Here is a 14,830-nt window from a genome sequence, read left to right as displayed (position 1 = left end):
TGGTCATGCGCCATCTTCCCTCACGTCGAATAGCGCGATGCGCGGGGCCTGATCATTCAATGGTGCAGACCCAACAAATGGAGAATTGAAATGACCGTAGAAAAATCACGACACTCTGTTCTCTTCTTTGCAACGATGGCGCTCGGCTTTGCGCTTGCCTCTTCCCCTGCTCTTGCAGCTCACCCAACGCACGCCGCGGCCCAGCCCCTGGCACGCTCGCACGTGCAGGCTTACGGAATGAACCGCATGTCCGCGCCGCGCGCCCTTAGGCTGCAGCCTCAACATCATATCGATGATCCATGGGCGGACCTATGGTTGGGATGACGATGGTTCACGCTGGTCCGTCCAGTCGTATCGATACATGTTCGATCGAGCTCCGGACGACGACTTTGTCGTCACAGATTGCGAGACCACGGGTCTCAACGTGCGGACAGCCGACATTGTCACCATTGCGGCAATCAGGATCCGCGGCAATCGGATCCTGGCCCATACCCGGCAAAAAAGCTGAGATGTCGTGTCGGGCCGACCACGTCTGGTTCGTCCTCGGGATATGAATGGGCAACGGACGTCAATTTCGGACCCATTACTTCAAGGAGGATCAACCAGCATGCCCAGTACTGTACGCCTGCATCGCGTCTTGGCGACCACCCCAGAGAAAATCTATCGCGCCTTCCTCGAAGCGGACGCGCTCGCGAAATGGCTTCCGCCCAATGGCTTTACCTGCACCGTGCACCACCTGGAGCCAAAGGTCGGCGGCACATTCAGAATGTCCTTCCGGAACTTCACGACCGGCAATGGTCACGCGTTTGGCGGCGAATATCTCGAGCTCATCCAGGGCGAACGCCTGCGCTACACCGACAAATTCGACGATCCCAATTTGCCGGGCGAGATCCAGGTGACCGTGATCTTGAAGAAAGTATCCGTCGGCACCGAGCTGGATATCACGCAGGCAGGCATACCGGACGCCATTCCGCCTGAGGCCTGCTATCTCGGCTGGCAGGAGTCGCTGCGGAACCTGGCAAGGCTCGTCGAGCCCGAGATCAATCAGTAGCGCCTCGCGGAGGGTTTTGCTGCGGGCGGCAAACCGCACCGCAGAAGCAGGCCGCGGAGTGGGCCGAACCGCTTGACGTCAGACGAATGGGCCGCCCGGTTGAGGCGGCCCATTTTCATGTGGGGGACCATCGGGACGTGCGCTCGCTCAACCCGTCCTATGTGGAGACAAGAGCGACCGGCCCTTTGCGATGGCCACAACGCGCAGTAGCATCGGCAAGAAGGAAGGCCAGATGACCACAAGGATCAAATGGTGGGCCGTGATCGGCGTCGCCGTGTTCATCATCGGCGCGCTGATCGTGATCCATTACTCATTGAGGATCGCGGCCCTGATGGGGTTCGCGCTCTAGAATAGCGAGACAGCGCGGGCCGATGATGTTCGCGCGTGGACGCACGGCGACGATCGGACCATATAAGCAAGCATCACTTCTCTTCGGGAAACGTTCGACGAGCAAGGGAGCCCCAAATGTACGCCAATCTTCTCTTGAGCACGGATGGATCGGATGTCGCGAAAAAAGGCGTCGAGCACGGAATTGCCTTGGCAAAGGCCTTGAACGCTAAAGTGACGGTAATCACCGTAACGGAACCTCTGCCGGTCGACTATGGGGGTGGATACGCCGGGGGTTGGATTCCCTCGCAGGAAGAGTTTGATCGCTTCGACGCAGCCTGCAAGGAACGGGCGGGCAAAGTGCTCGGCGAAGCTCGCGCCATGGCGGAGCGCGCCGGATTATCCGCGCAACTCTTGCATGTTCCGAATGCGCACCCGGCCACTACAATTATCGAAACGGCAAAGTCTGGAGGCTACGACTTGATCGTCATGGGCTCTCGCGGGCATCGCGGTCTCAGGAAGCTGTTCCTGGGGAGCCAAACATCGGAGGTCCTGGCCGACGGAAGCGTGCCGGTGTTGGTCGTGCACTAGCGGGCATGGTGCGCTGGGCTCGCACAGCGTGAGCGCAGGTTCGGATTTAGGCGTGGACGGGCAGCGCTCGTCATCGGTAGCGCGCGACGGCTTTCGAACCCGAAACGGATGAAGCTTGCGGCGAGTTAATCTGCCTTACCAAGAAGATATTTGCAGGCGCGCGCGTTCTGCGGTTGTTGCATCGTAGTGTTTCCATGGAAGCGTAGCCCCCTCGCCGCACGAGGGGGTCTTAAGTGGAGGGAACGCTCGGCCCGGAAGTCTCCCCGACCCTCCGGGCCGTTTTCACATGTGCCGCAGCGTAGTCAGCCCAATTCGATCACTCACCGACACGGCAAGCGCGCCGGAACAAGCGCGCGCGTCATCCCCTACTTTGTTCTTACCTGAGGTGGAAAAGAGGCGTAGAGTCGCTCCGCGCCGAAAGAGGAGCGCGCGACGGCATTCGTTCGTTCGCGTTGCAGAACCCAAGTCCAACTGAGCTCACCAGGCTTGGCGCCAGGTCTTATGATCGGCTCTTGGATGATGTTTGGCGCCGTGAAACCGAAGGGTTTCATCGAAGGCGCAGCGACTATCGGTTCGGCCAAGGGCGAGGGCCACGCAGTTGCAGGAGAAACCCGAGCAAATAAGGCTAACGCAGCGGCGAGGCAGCGCGCTGACGAATATGGCTGTCGCAGCACTGATTATTGCTGCGCTCTATTTTGGCCGGGAAGTTTTCGTTCCGGTCGCACTGGCCGTTCTCTTGAGCTTCGTTCTCGCGCCCTTCGTCATACGTCTCTACTCATGGCGAGTTCCGCGCACGGCTTCTGTGCTCATAGTCGTCTTCTTCGGATTTGCGATCATATTCAGTCTGGGCGGGCTTATGGTATCGCAGGCAACGCACCTAGCCGCCAGGCTGCCCGGATATCAGCAAACGCTGAGTGACAAGATTGAGAGCCTTCGCGGGTTGATGGGCGGTTCTGGAACGCTGGAACAGGCCTCTACCGTTCTCAAGGAACTGGGGACAGAGCTGCAACACGGTGACGCGACGACTGGTCGGCCGGACAATGCGCTCGCGCGACAATCATCAGAGAGAGCGCTTCCGATACCCGTTGAAGTCAAGCAGCCCGACCCGGGTGCCTTGACGACGCTCGCCAAAATCATCGAGCCTTTGCTTTCGCCGCTCACGACGACCGGGATCGTCGTCATTTTCGTAACTTTCATCCTGTTGCAAAGGGAGGATCTGAGGAATCGTCTCGTCCGTCTTGCCGGATCGAGCGACATTCAGCGCACGACGGCAGCCCTTGATGATGCGGGCAAGCGCCTGAGCAAACTCTTCCTGACCCAGATGATCTTCAACGCAGCGTTCGGTCTGGCAATCGGCTTAGGTCTCGAATTGATTGGCGTGCCCTCCGCTCCGTTGTGGGGGCTGTTGGCGATGATCCTGCGGTTCGTTCCGTATATTGGTGCGCTGATCTCGGCCATATTTCCACTCATTCTCGCCGCTGCCGTTGGTTCGGGCTGGCAAATGTTGGTGCTGACGGCTCTCTTGTTCGTGGTTCTGGAACTGCTCGCCGGGCAGGTTCTTGAACCATTGATCTATGGCCATAGTTCTGGCCTGTCTCCCGTCGCGATCATCCTGTCTGCGTCATTCTGGACGTGGCTGTGGGGCCCGGTCGGCCTGGTGATGGCGACGCCTCTGACGATATGTCTCGTTGTCGCGGGACGGCATGTCGAGCGGCTCAAGTTCCTCGAAATCATGCTGGGCGACCGGCCTCCTTTGAGCCCACCTCAGCTGGCTTATCAACGAATGCTGGCGGGAGATCCTCTTGAAGCCGCCGAGCAAGCGCATGAGTTCCTCAAAGGGGCGTCGCTTGAGGAATACTGCGACACAATCCTGCTTGAGGGACTGAGGCTCGCGGAAGCCGACCGCCGATTGGGCCATCTCGACGAAGAGCGATTAAATCGCATTGCTTCAACCGTCGACGAGCTGGTGGCCGACCTGGAAGCGCACTACGATTTGGACGCGCCGGCCCTGGACATGAGCTCGAGCCCCGGTGCGGCGATCGCAATTGAGGAAGCAAGGGCGCAACGCAGGTTGATCGAGGGAGAAAGCCGTTCGCCGCGTTCGGCGCTCTGCATTCCAGGATCCGGCAAGCTCGACGAAGCGACGGCGCTGGTGTTGTCCTATTTGCTGAGGCACCGTGGTATCGAGGCGATGGCGGAAGAGGCGGATGCGCTATCAACGGCGAAATTCTTTTCGCTCGACATGACGGATACGTCGCTCGCGTGCCTCTGCTACGTCGGCCAACCGTCCAGCGCCAAGGTTCAAGATGTCGTTCGCAGGCTCAACAGGAAGAACGCCGACGCCCGGATTGTTCTCGCGCTTTTCGGGACCGGTGCCACGCCGCCGACGATGGATACGGTCGGCGCAACGGTTTGTGTTGGGTCATTCGGTGCCACGTTGGAAGCAATCATTCAAACGGCCGCCAAGCAGCGCGAACTTACGGCCAATGACACCAGGGATATTGCGCGATCTAACACAAGTCCGCCCCAGCGTGGCTAGACAGCAGCGCGTCTTGTGGAAAGCACGCGGATCATGCTCTACGCACCAGCCCCCGGCCTGAGCCCACCACCCGCGGCCCAGCGGTCCGGGTCGGGACTGTGTCCGATCAGGGCGAGGCCGTAGGCGATCGACTCGAACTGGTCTCCCGACATCAGCCGTTCGTTGCCGAACCGCTCGGCAAACAGCCGCCGCACGGCGGGCACGAAAGAGGTCCCGCCGGTCAGGAACACCTTCTCCACCTCGCGCGAGGTGATGCCGGCCTCGCCCAGCACCTTGTCGACGGTGGCGCCCAACCGCGCGATGTCGTCGGCAATCCAGGCTTCGAAGTTTTTCCGTGTGACGGTTGAGCCAATGTCGACTCCGCCGCGATTGAAGCGGAAGTCGACCTGATCGTTGGCCGACAGCGCGACCTTGGCGTCGGACACAGCCCGGTACAGCGAAAAGCCGAGGTCGAGGTCGACGATGGTGATGAAATCCTCGAGCAGAGCCGGCTTCAGCGCGGTACGCGAAAGCTCCCGGAGCTCGCGCAGATCGCCGTTGCTCTTCATCATCGCGAGCTGATGCCAGCGCGCGAGGTTGGTGTAGTGGCTGTTGGGGATCGGCAGCACCTTGTCGAACGAACGAAAGCTGGAGCCTTTTCCCAGCCGCGGCGAGACGACGTGGTCGACGATGCGGTAATCGAACGTGTCGCCGGCAATCCCGATGCCGGCGTGGCCGAGCGGCTCGGCGCGCAAGTTGCCCGCTGTGCGCGAAAAACGCATCACGGAGAAATCGCTGGTGCCGCCGCCGAAATCAGCAACCAATACGGTGGCATCGCGCTCCAGGCGGCGGGCGAAGGAGAACGCTGCTCCCACGGGCTCGTAGACATAGCGTGCGTGGCCGGCGCCCAGCCGTTCGAAGGCGGCCCGATAGCGCTCCATCGCCAACGCTTCGTCGGGATTGCCACCGGCAAAGCGCACGGGACGGCCGACCACGATATTCGCCGCCTCGAAGCCGAACCTGTCGCCGCCATGGCGCGATAGCGTCCGCAGGAACGCCGCGAGAATATCCTCGAACTTGTAGCGCTGCCGGAACACCTGGGTGGAATTGAAGCTGCTGCTGGCCGCGAAGGTCTTGAACGACTGGAGAAAACGGTAGATGTGGCGCCCTTCGAGAAACTGTTCGATCGCCCACGGGCCGCCTTCAGCCTGGGCTCCGCTTCCCGGCCGGTCCTCCCAGAAGCACAGGGCCGACACGTAGACGCTGTGCCGTTGCCCGCCATGATCGAAGCGGATGGCCTCGACCCTACGGTCGTCCGTCGCGAGCGCGACGACCGTATTGCTGGTTCCAAAATCGATGCCGATCGAGACGGCGGGCGAGGCGCTCGACATGAACCACTCTGACAGATGCTCGGGAAAAGGGGGCAGACCATTAGCGGCTTTGAATTGTCCTGCCAAGATCCAGATTGCTGCGATGCGGGATACAAAATGCTGCTATGCAAACAAGTCAATTGATCCTGGCATCTGGTATACCTAGATTGCCTTTCGAAGATGAGACGGCAATGTTGGCCGTCTCAAGCAAGGGAACTTCCGATGTCCAAGTCCGCCGCCGTCACGCTCCAGCCCTCCAACTCTCTGATCGGCCGACTCGTCGCCGCGATCGACCGCCTGTTGATGGCGAGCGCCGAGATTTCGATCCGCAATGGCGATCAGCCGCGCTTCGGCCTTTGAGACCAACAGCAGCGTCGAATTGTCGCGCCCGAGTTTTAAATTTCCCGAATTGCTACTTTCGGTGAATGGCCCCTCTTCGCGGGGCCATTTCTATTTGCGCGCACCGGCTCGTTGCGCGACCTCGATTCAAGACGGTTGCGGCATAAGCGCACGGCGAGCCGTCGGGCGCTTGATGCTTGGCATAACGAATACAAGAATGCCTCCACAGCGCTCGCAAAAAAAGAGAAGCGCCTCTGGAGGATTCATGACGGACATGGTGCACGCAACAACGGCCCCAACGGCCGCTCGCGTCAGCGACACCTTTCGCTGGGCTCAACTGGCGATCGGCGTCGCCGCGATGGTGATGATCGCGAATTACCAATACGGCTGGACGTTCTTCGTCCCCGACATCCAGAAAACATTCGGCTGGGATCGCGCCTCGATCCAGTGGGCATTCACGTTGTTCGTGCTGTTCGAGACCTGGCTCGTGCCGGTCGAGGGATGGTTCGTCGACAAGTACGGTCCGCGTATCGTCGTGCTCGTCGGCGGCGTGCTTTGCGCCATCGGCTGGATCATCAATGCTCACGCCACGACTCTCAACGGTTACTATCTCGGCATGATCATCGCGGGCATCGGCGCCGGCGCCGTCTACGGCACCTGCGTCGGCAACGCGCTGAAATGGTTTCCGGACAAGCGGGGACTCGCCGCCGGCCTCACGGCGGCAGGTTTCGGCGCCGGCTCCGCGCTCACGGTTGCGCCGATCCAGGCGATGATCAAGGACTCAGGATTCCAGTCCACCTTCCTCTATTTCGGCCTCGGCCAAGGCATCATCATCTGCATTCTCGCCTTCTTCCTGCTCGCGCCGAAGCCAGGCCAGGTGCCGAATGTGGTGCAGAATGCCGCGCTGGTGCAGAGCCGCCGCAACTATCAGCCTACCGAAGTGCTGCGGCAGCCGATCTTCTGGCTGATGTACTTCATGTTCATGATCGTCGGCGCCGGCGGCTTGATGGTGACGGCGAACCTCAAGCCGATCGCGGTCGACTGGAAGGTCGACGCCATTCCGGTCACGCTCGTCGGCATGACCATGACGGCAGTGACGTTCGCGGCGACCATCGATCGCGTGCTCAACGGCCTGACGCGTCCGTTCTTCGGCTGGATCTCCGACATGATCGGCCGCGAGAACACGATGTTCATCGCTTTCGGCATGGAAGGCATCGGCATCTGGATGCTCTACCTCTGGGGCCACGATCCCGTCTGGTTCGTGCTGCTGTCGGGCTTCGTGTTTTTCGCCTGGGGTGAGATCTACTCGCTGTTCCCCTCGACCTGCACCGATACGTTCGGCGCAAAGTTCGCGACCACCAATGCGGGCTTGCTCTACACCGCGAAGGGCACGGCCGCACTTCTTGTTCCGCTCGCGAACTACGTGCAGCAGACCTCGGGCCATTGGGACAACGTGTTCATCATCGCGGCCGGCGCCAACATCCTTGCCTCGTTGCTTGCGATCCTTGTGCTGAAACCCTGGCGCAGGACGGTGGTCGCGCAGGCGGCCGCGTAGACCTTGCCTCTTCAATCCGCGCGTTGCGCCCGGTCCCTTGGAACCGGGCGTTTTCGTTTTTGGAGACCAGTTCCAATTTCCGATAATCCAAAGAACCCAGCGCATTTTGCTGCGACGCACGACAAGATAGGGCTTGCATTCTGGGATATGGTATACCAAGCTGCGCGCCGCGCTTGCGTCGATACGCCACAAGATTTGCGACACTCCGTCGTCTTGCCGACGCCGGATAACAACAGACAGGCGCCTTGGGAGGTTGTTGATGATTTCCAGCACGGACGGCGCCGTCACGGCCGCGCCTCTTCGAAGTGGTTTCCGTTGGCTCCAGCTCGTGATGGGCATCGTCTGCATGGCGATGATCGCCAACCTGCAATATGGCTGGACGCTGTTCGTCGATCCGATCGACGCCAAGCATCACTGGGGTCGCGCCGCGATCCAGCTCGCCTTCACGATCTTCGTCGTGACCGAAACCTGGCTGGTGCCGATCGAGGCCTGGTTCGTCGACAAATACGGCCCGCGCATCGTGATCATGTTCGGCGGCGTGATGATCGCGCTGTCCTGGGTGCTCAACTCCTACGCTGACTCGCTCACCTTCCTCTACGCCGCCGCGGTCGTCGGCGGCATGGGCGCGGGCGCGGTGTACGGCACCTGCGTCGGCAACGCGCTGAAATGGTTCCCGGACCGCCGCGGCCTCGCTGCCGGCGCGACCGCCGCGGGCTTCGGCGCGGGCGCCGCGCTCACCGTGGTGCCGATCGCCAGCATGATCGCCTCGAGCGGCTATCAGAGCGCGTTCTTCACCTTCGGCATCGGCCAGGGGCTGATCGTCTTCGTGCTCGCCTTCTTCATCAAGCCGCCGTCGATCTTCGTGCCGCCAAAGAAGAAGAAGCTCAACCTGCCGCAGACCAGGATCGACTTCACCCCGCCGCAGGTGCTGCGCAGCCCAATCTTTTGGGTGATGTACGTGGTTTTCGTGATGGTTGCCTCCGGCGGCCTGATGACCGCGGCCCAGATCGCGCCGATCGCACACGACTTCAACATCGCCAGCACGCCCGTCACGCTTGCCGGCTTCCAGATGGCGGCGCTGACCTTCGCGATCTCGCTCGACCGCATCTTCGACGGTTTCGGCCGTCCGTTCTTCGGCTGGGTCTCCGACAATATCGGCCGCGAGCACACCATGTTCATCGCCTTCGGCACGGCCGCCTTGATGCTGCTGACGCTGTCGGCCTATGGCCATGTGCCGATCGTGTTCGTGCTGGCAACGGCGGTGTATTTCGGCGTGTTCGGTGAGATCTACTCGCTGTTCCCCGCGACCTGCGGCGACACCTTCGGTTCGAAGTTCGCAACCACCAACAACGGCATGCTCTACACCGCGAAGGGCACCGCCTCGCTGCTGGTGCCGCTCGCAAGCGTGATCTCGGCGACCTATGGCTGGAAGTCGGTCTTCGTCGTGGCAGTCGCGCTGAACGCGACGGCAGCTCTGATGGCGGTGTTCGTGATCAAGCCGCTGCGTCGCTCCTTCATCCTCGGCAAGGAAGCCGCGACGACCGAGGCCGCGACGGGCAACGCAAAGACGGCATAGCCGCTCACCACATCGACATCCGATCGAAAGGGGCGCAGGATTGCGCCCCTTTCTTTTTGTCTCGGCTAATCCAGTCGCGGCAAACGTCAGCACTGCTGCCGCAAGATTTTTCGGATCGGCCAAATCCAGCGCTTGACGATTGGCATATTGTATACCAGACTGTACTGAGATCGTTCACCCAGGGAGGTTGCAATGCTGGTCGGAGACATTCTGCGCAAGAAGACGTCGCGCGTCGTGACCGTGCGTATGAACGAAACGGTGGGTATTGCCGCGAAGCTGATGCGCGCCAACAACATCAGCGCGCTGGTGGTCAAGGACGTCGTCCGCTCCGAGGGCAACACCGCGGTCGGCATGTTCACCGAGCGCGATGTGGTGCGTGCCGTCGCCGAGCACGGCGCGAACGGCGTCAACGTCAAGGTCTCCGAGCTCGTCTCGGTGCAGCAGCTCGTCCCCTGCACCTCAAACGATACGATCGAGCACGTCCGGCATCTGATGAACCGGCACCACATCCGGCATCTGCCTGTGATCGATAACTACAGCCTCGTCTCCGTCATCAGCATGCGCGACATCGCTGCTGCCGTCGACGAGATCACGGACAGCACGCCGCACGCGGCCTGACGGCCAAACTACTTTTCCCCCGTGACTTCCGGCCCCCCGGCTCGGACCATCCGAGCCGGCCCGGACTTTCGTGCCCAAAATCCCGATTCAGCTCCCCTCTGCGAGGATTTCATGAAGATCTGCATCTACGGCGCCGGCGCGATCGGCGGATATCTTGGAGTGCAGCTTAAGCGTGCCGGCGCCGACGTCAGCCTCGTTGCGCGCGGCCCTCACCTCGCCGCCATGCGCGAGCGCGGCCTCACGCTGCTCATGGATGGCGAGGAGCACGTGGTGCATCCGCGCTGTACCGACAATGCGGCCGAACTCGGCGTGCAGGACTACGTCATCGTCACGCTGAAGGCGCACTCGATCACCGGCGTGATCGAGAAGATGCAGCCGCTGCTCGGGCCGCGCACCCGCATCGTCACCGCGGTCAACGGCATCCCCTATTGGTACTTCTACAAGCATGGCGGGAGTTACGAGAACTCGACGCTCGAGAGCATCGATGCCGGCGGACGACAGTGGCGCGAGCTGGGCGCGCAGCGCGCCATCGGCTGCATTGTCTATCCGGCCACCGAGATCGAGGCGCCCGGCGTGATCCGCCACGTCTACGGCAACAATTTCCCGCTCGGCGAGCCCTCGGGCGAGATCACAGGCGACGTACAGCGACTTGCCGACCTCTTCGTCGCCGCCGGCATGAAGTCGCCGGTGCTCGACCGCATCCGCGACGAGATCTGGCTGAAGCTGTGGGGCAATGTCTGCTTCAACCCGATCAGCGCGCTGACCCATGCAACCCTCGACGTGATCTGCACCGATCCTGCGACGCGTGCGCTGTCGCGCGCGGTCATGCTGGAGGCGCAGGCGATTGCCGAGACCTTCGGCGTCAAGTTCCGCGTCGACGTCGAGCGCCGCATCGAGGGCGCCCGCAAGGTTGGTGCGCACAAGACCTCGATGCTGCAGGATCTCGAGCGCGGCCGCCCGATGGAGATCGATCCGCTCGTCACCGTGGTCCAGGAGATGGGCCGCATGACCGGAATCGCAACGCCCGCGCTCGATTCCGTGCTCGCCATGGTCACCCAGCGCGCCCGCATCGCAGGCCTCTATGACGGCGTCACGGTGCCTGCCGAAACCAAGGCGGTGGCGTGATGAGCGCGGCCGGCCCGAGCAAATGGCTCCGCTTCCGACACGCTGGTGCGACGGGATTCGGAACGCTCACGCAAAGCGGCATCGCGGTACATGACGGCGAGATGTTCGGCCGCAACGCGGCGAACGGAAAGGTGCTGGCGCCAGGCGAGGTCGAGCTGCTTGCGCCGTGCGCGCCGAGCAAGATCGTCGCGCTCTGGAACAACTTTCACGCGCTCGCAGCAAAGCTCAATCAGCCCGAGCCACCGGAGCCGCTGTATCTGTTGAAGGCAACCACCAGCATCACAACGCCCGGCGCCGTGATCCGCCGCCCCTCCTCCTATGACGGCAAGACCACCTATGAAGGCGAGCTCGGCATCGTCATCGGCAAGACCTGCGCCCGCGTCTCGCAGAGCGAAGCCGACGCCTTCATCTTCGGCTACACCTGTGTCAACGACATCACCGCCAACGACATCCTCACCCGCGATCCCACATTCGCGCAATGGGCCCGCGCCAAGGGCATCGACGATTACGGCCCGTTCGGTCCGGTGATCGCGACCGGCCTTGATCCAGCAAGGCTCGTGGTGCGCACCATCCTCAACGGCGCGGAGCGGCAGAACTATCCAATCTCCGACATGATCTTCAGCGCGCAGGAGCTCGTCAGCAGGATCTCGCACGACATGACCCTGCTTCCGGGCGACCTCATTGCGGTGGGCACCTCCGTCGGCGTCGGCGTGATGAAGGAGCCCGTCAACACCGTGACCGTCGCGATCGACGGCATCGGCGAGCTGACCAACGAGTTTCGGCTGTAGCCTCGCTTGCGAAACGGATCGCCCACCCTCTCCGTCATTCCGGGGCGCGACGAAGTCGCGAGCCCGGAATGACGATCGCTTTCGATCCATGCGTCATTTTCATCACACAAGGCATTTTCCCCCAACAAACCGCGCGTTCGCCGCACTGTCGACGCATTCCGACACCCATCTTGGGCTGCTTGGGGAGCGCGGCACCCTATGGCTGTGCTTTGTCTGATCTCAAAGGGGAACTACCAGTGAAGAAAATCGTGATTGCAATGGGTGCAATGCTTGCTCTGGCGACGGCCGCGAGCGCCGCGGATCTGCCGCACCGGCAGCCCGTCCCCGTCTATCCGCAGGGGCCGGCTCCGATCGGCAAGATGCCGATCGGCAAATCACCGATTGGAAAAGCTCCGATCGGCAAGGCGCCCGGCCCCATCGTGTCGCGCTACTAAAGCCTCACGCATCTCCAAAGCGGCTTTTGTCGACGGCTGAAAGGCGAAGCGTGGGAATCACACGTCAGAGATCGGGACTGCGCCTCCTTGCGGGATGCGCGGTCCTTTCGCTCGTTTGCACGATCCAGTCGGCCTCCGCCCATGAGACGCGCAAGCGCATCGCTGAAGCGAATGCGCTCGCGTCTCGTGATGCGCGGTCGAAGCCGGGTCAGGCAAAGGGCCCGTACTACGTGGACTTCAGGGCAAGGACCGCGGCGAGCTGGGGACATGCCTTTGTCTGGTACGGCAAGACCAGCGAGCGTGCCGTCGAAGTCGCAGGCCTGACGCCTGTGGGCGACACGCTTACCTATATGATCGGCCATGTCATTCCGGTCCCATCGGAGACCGGCGCGAGCTATGGGGACCTCGATCCGGAATATCTGACGGCGAGCTACCGCGTCTATCTGAACGAGGCCGACGCCAAGCGGGTGTTCGCCTACATCAGGAAATTGCAGGACACCTCGCCGGTCTGGAACGCCGAGACCATGAACTGCACGGGCTTCATCGGCAACATCGCAGAGTTCATGGGACTGAAGGTCCCCATGCGCTGGCAGCGCCCCGAGGAGTACGTCAACAAGCTGAAGGAAATGAACGCCGGCCGCCAGATGGTCCAGCTCGCGCCGGAGCAGTAACGCACGTCGTATTTTGGCTTTCGTAGCCCGGATGAGCGAAGCGACATCCGGGAAACAGTCTCCATGGAAGACCCGGATATCGCATCGCTCATCCGGGCGACCGCCCTTGGCGATTCGTTGTGCCGGGCCTATTGCCAGCCCCTGAACGGCCGAACCAACATGGGGCATGACAGCGTTCATTGCGCCCCAACTGCTCGTGCTCAGCGGCCTGCCTGGCACCGGAAAGACGACGCTAGCCCGGGAGCTGACGAGGCAAACTGGCGCGACCTACCTTCGCATTGACGCGATCGAACAGAGCCTGCGGGCGGTCGGCGTCGAGCCTGGCGCGCACGGCTACGCCGTCGCGAACGCGCTCGCATTCGAAAATCTGACACTCGGCCGCGTTGTCGTTGCCGATTGCGTCAATCCCGTGCTTGCAAGTCGGCGCGGCTGGCGAGCAACGGCCCGGCGAGCCTCTGTCCGGATCGTCGAAATCGAACTGATCTGCAGCGACCTCGCCGCGCACCGTGGCCGGGTCGAAGCCCGCGTGTCCGACATCGAGGGCCTCATCCCCCCGACCTGGGACGAGGTCGTGAACAGGTCCTACGAAGCCTGGGACCGGGATCACCTCATCCTGGACACGGCGGATGGTTCGACAGACTCCCTGGTCGCTCGCATTCTGCAGCACATTGGGGCGAGCCATCGGGACGAGTGACTCGAACCCAAATATCGCAGAGCGCGACAAACGAGGCGACGCCACCATTAAAGACATCGAAGCCCCGCAGATCGCCATCATGTCCTTCATCCTCGGCCTCCTCTCCGGTCTCCTCGGCGCGCTCGCCGGCTGGTCCGCCCTTGCCGCGCTGGTCGTGCTGCTGTCCGGGCCGGACCGCGATGGCGGCATCGCCATGGGCGCGTTCTTCAACATCGGACCCTTTGGCGGCCTCGTCGGATTCATCGCCGGCGTCTGGCTGTTCACGAGGTTCGGCCTCGTGCGCGAGAGCGTGCCGTCGGCCGATGCGGCGGTACCGGGCGCGGTGAGCCGGACGCACCTCTCCTACCCCTTTGCCGTGACTGTCGTGCTGATCATCGCGGGCCTCGCCTATTGGGGCTGGTACGAGCTGATCCGCTCGCCCTACCTCACGCACGGCGACATGACCCTCGAGCTGCAATTCCGCCTGCCGACGGGCATGGCCTTGCCGGCTGACAAGACCGACGTGCAGATCTCTGTCGCCGAAAGCCGTGGCTTCGCGCCCGTCACCTTGAGCGAGGGCTGGTACGGTCACGACGGCGAGCGCAAGGTGATCCTCGCGACCGCCGCGCTGTCTTACAAGACGAGCCGGCGCGAGGTCATCCTGACTCTTCCCAACACGCCGACCGAGATCTGGCGGCTCGACCTCTCCCGCGATCCCGATCCCACGCCGGACTATTCGCCCTGGCGCCCCGGGATCGGCGGGCCGCCTGAGAAGATCGAGATGAATTTCCGCCTGAGTGCCGACAGGTGAAGGCACGTGTAGTCCGGATCGAGCGCAGCGAAATCCCGGATAGGTGCCCTCGGCTGAGATGGTTCGGCAGTGCCGGGGACCCGTCTCGGCCACCGCAGTTCGGCCAACCGTTCGTGCGGCAAAAAAAGCCCCGGCTGTGCCGGGGCTCAAATGGTGGCTAACCAGCGATCGACTAAAGCGCGATGAGATTAGGATGAATCGTCATCGCGCTTTAGGTTATTGTTTGAGCATGATCTTTTTTCGGAAAACCGCTTCACACTTTTCCGGATCATGCTTTAGTAGCGCGCGGTGACCGGTGCACCGTAACCGCCGAAGCGGTAGTTGAAGCGCACTGTGACCATATCAACGTCCTGACTAACCCGATCGCCGAGGAGGGTGGCCCC

At 62.1% G+C, this 14,830-nt stretch carries 15 protein-coding genes; 14 read left to right on the top strand and 1 reads right to left on the bottom strand.

What is annotated here, in order from left to right; translation table 11 throughout:
- The first annotated feature begins 292 nt into the window (after window positions 1-292).
- The 4 genes from Q3C01_RS16430 (at window position 293) to Q3C01_RS16415 (ending at window position 4,508) form a co-directional block, all read left to right on the top strand.
- Window positions 293-508 (top strand): exonuclease domain-containing protein, encoded by a 216-nt coding sequence (locus Q3C01_RS16430; protein WP_458146361.1) that lies wholly within the window; start codon window positions 293-295, stop codon window positions 506-508.
- A gap of 99 nt (window positions 509-607) precedes the next feature.
- A complete protein-coding gene (locus Q3C01_RS16425) occupies window positions 608-1,051 on the top strand; it encodes an SRPBCC family protein (RefSeq protein ID WP_458146360.1) in 444 nt (147 codons plus the stop codon).
- Between the two features lie 465 nt (window positions 1,052-1,516).
- Window positions 1,517-1,969 carry a universal stress protein gene (locus Q3C01_RS16420; protein WP_458146359.1) on the top strand — a complete coding sequence of 151 codons (453 nt, stop codon included), beginning with the start codon at window positions 1,517-1,519 and terminating at the stop codon, window positions 1,967-1,969.
- Window positions 1,970-2,627: 658 nt separating this feature from the next.
- On the top strand, window positions 2,628-4,508 hold the full coding sequence (locus tag Q3C01_RS16415; protein WP_458146464.1) for an AI-2E family transporter: 1,881 nt from the start codon (window positions 2,628-2,630) through the stop codon (window positions 4,506-4,508).
- A gap of 38 nt (window positions 4,509-4,546) precedes the next feature.
- Here the strand turns inward: Q3C01_RS16415 and Q3C01_RS16410 are convergent, their stop codons facing one another.
- Entirely contained in the window at window positions 4,547-5,878 is a 1,332-nt protein-coding gene (locus Q3C01_RS16410) for an Hsp70 family protein (RefSeq protein WP_458146358.1), read from the bottom strand.
- 201 nt (window positions 5,879-6,079) lie between these two features.
- On the opposite strand from Q3C01_RS16410, the gene Q3C01_RS16405 reads away from it, so the two are divergent.
- From Q3C01_RS16405 to Q3C01_RS16360, 10 genes are all read left to right on the top strand, one after another.
- Window positions 6,080-6,217, top strand: a complete 138-nt coding sequence (locus tag Q3C01_RS16405) for a hypothetical protein (protein ID WP_458146357.1) — start codon at window positions 6,080-6,082, stop codon at window positions 6,215-6,217.
- A 244-nt stretch (window positions 6,218-6,461) separates the two neighbouring features.
- Complete coding sequence (gene oxlT / locus Q3C01_RS16400) at window positions 6,462-7,751, top strand: oxalate/formate MFS antiporter (protein ID WP_458146356.1); 1,290 nt, start codon at window positions 6,462-6,464, stop codon at window positions 7,749-7,751.
- A gap of 259 nt (window positions 7,752-8,010) precedes the next feature.
- Window positions 8,011-9,327, top strand: a complete 1,317-nt coding sequence (oxlT, locus tag Q3C01_RS16395) for an oxalate/formate MFS antiporter (RefSeq protein ID WP_458146355.1) — start codon at window positions 8,011-8,013, stop codon at window positions 9,325-9,327.
- A gap of 192 nt (window positions 9,328-9,519) precedes the next feature.
- On the top strand, window positions 9,520-9,945 hold the full coding sequence (locus Q3C01_RS16390; RefSeq protein WP_458146354.1) for a CBS domain-containing protein: 426 nt from the start codon (window positions 9,520-9,522) through the stop codon (window positions 9,943-9,945).
- 111 nt (window positions 9,946-10,056) lie between these two features.
- On the top strand, window positions 10,057-11,070 hold the full coding sequence (locus tag Q3C01_RS16385; RefSeq protein WP_458146353.1) for a 2-dehydropantoate 2-reductase: 1,014 nt from the start codon (window positions 10,057-10,059) through the stop codon (window positions 11,068-11,070).
- On the top strand, window positions 11,070-11,858 hold the full coding sequence (locus Q3C01_RS16380; protein ID WP_458146352.1) for a fumarylacetoacetate hydrolase family protein: 789 nt from the start codon (window positions 11,070-11,072) through the stop codon (window positions 11,856-11,858). The genes Q3C01_RS16385 and Q3C01_RS16380 overlap by 1 nt, the downstream gene beginning before the upstream one ends.
- 236 nt (window positions 11,859-12,094) lie before the next feature.
- Entirely contained in the window at window positions 12,095-12,292 is a 198-nt protein-coding gene (locus tag Q3C01_RS16375; protein WP_458146463.1) for a hypothetical protein, read from the top strand.
- A gap of 50 nt (window positions 12,293-12,342) precedes the next feature.
- Window positions 12,343-12,963 (top strand): hypothetical protein, encoded by a 621-nt coding sequence (locus tag Q3C01_RS16370; protein ID WP_458146351.1) that lies wholly within the window; start codon window positions 12,343-12,345, stop codon window positions 12,961-12,963.
- A gap of 166 nt (window positions 12,964-13,129) precedes the next feature.
- Window positions 13,130-13,657, top strand: a complete 528-nt coding sequence (locus Q3C01_RS16365) for a P-loop nucleotide/nucleoside kinase family protein (protein WP_458146350.1) — start codon at window positions 13,130-13,132, stop codon at window positions 13,655-13,657.
- 79 nt (window positions 13,658-13,736) lie between these two features.
- The gene (locus Q3C01_RS16360; protein WP_458146349.1) at window positions 13,737-14,447 is read left to right on the top strand and encodes a hypothetical protein; all 711 of its coding nucleotides are present in this window, start codon (window positions 13,737-13,739) and stop codon (window positions 14,445-14,447) included.
- The last annotated feature ends 383 nt before the right edge of the window (window positions 14,448-14,830 follow it).

This window comes from Bradyrhizobium sp. UFLA05-109 (assembly GCF_054185165.1).
This window is presented reverse-complemented; position numbering and strand designations above follow the sequence as displayed.

What these genes read in the sequence shown, in the direction of transcription:
- Q3C01_RS16430 (WP_458146361.1), top strand. Translation starts at nt 293, where the DNA reads ATGATCCATGGGCGGACCTATGGTTGGGATGACGATGGTTCACGCTGG.
- Q3C01_RS16425 (WP_458146360.1), top strand. Translation starts at nt 608, where the DNA reads ATGCCCAGTACTGTACGCCTGCATCGCGTCTTGGCGACCACCCCAGAG.
- Q3C01_RS16420 (WP_458146359.1), top strand. Translation starts at nt 1,517, where the DNA reads ATGTACGCCAATCTTCTCTTGAGCACGGATGGATCGGATGTCGCGAAA.
- Q3C01_RS16415 (WP_458146464.1), top strand. Translation starts at nt 2,628, where the DNA reads ATGGCTGTCGCAGCACTGATTATTGCTGCGCTCTATTTTGGCCGGGAA.
- Q3C01_RS16410 (WP_458146358.1), bottom strand. Translation starts at nt 5,878, where the DNA reads ATGTCGAGCGCCTCGCCCGCCGTCTCGATCGGCATCGATTTTGGAACC.
- Q3C01_RS16405 (WP_458146357.1), top strand. Translation starts at nt 6,080, where the DNA reads ATGTCCAAGTCCGCCGCCGTCACGCTCCAGCCCTCCAACTCTCTGATC.
- oxlT (WP_458146356.1), top strand. Translation starts at nt 6,462, where the DNA reads ATGACGGACATGGTGCACGCAACAACGGCCCCAACGGCCGCTCGCGTC.
- oxlT (WP_458146355.1), top strand. Translation starts at nt 8,011, where the DNA reads ATGATTTCCAGCACGGACGGCGCCGTCACGGCCGCGCCTCTTCGAAGT.
- Q3C01_RS16390 (WP_458146354.1), top strand. Translation starts at nt 9,520, where the DNA reads ATGCTGGTCGGAGACATTCTGCGCAAGAAGACGTCGCGCGTCGTGACC.
- Q3C01_RS16385 (WP_458146353.1), top strand. Translation starts at nt 10,057, where the DNA reads ATGAAGATCTGCATCTACGGCGCCGGCGCGATCGGCGGATATCTTGGA.
- Q3C01_RS16380 (WP_458146352.1), top strand. Translation starts at nt 11,070, where the DNA reads ATGAGCGCGGCCGGCCCGAGCAAATGGCTCCGCTTCCGACACGCTGGT.
- Q3C01_RS16365 (WP_458146350.1), top strand. Translation starts at nt 13,130, where the DNA reads ATGACAGCGTTCATTGCGCCCCAACTGCTCGTGCTCAGCGGCCTGCCT.
- Q3C01_RS16360 (WP_458146349.1), top strand. Translation starts at nt 13,737, where the DNA reads ATGTCCTTCATCCTCGGCCTCCTCTCCGGTCTCCTCGGCGCGCTCGCC.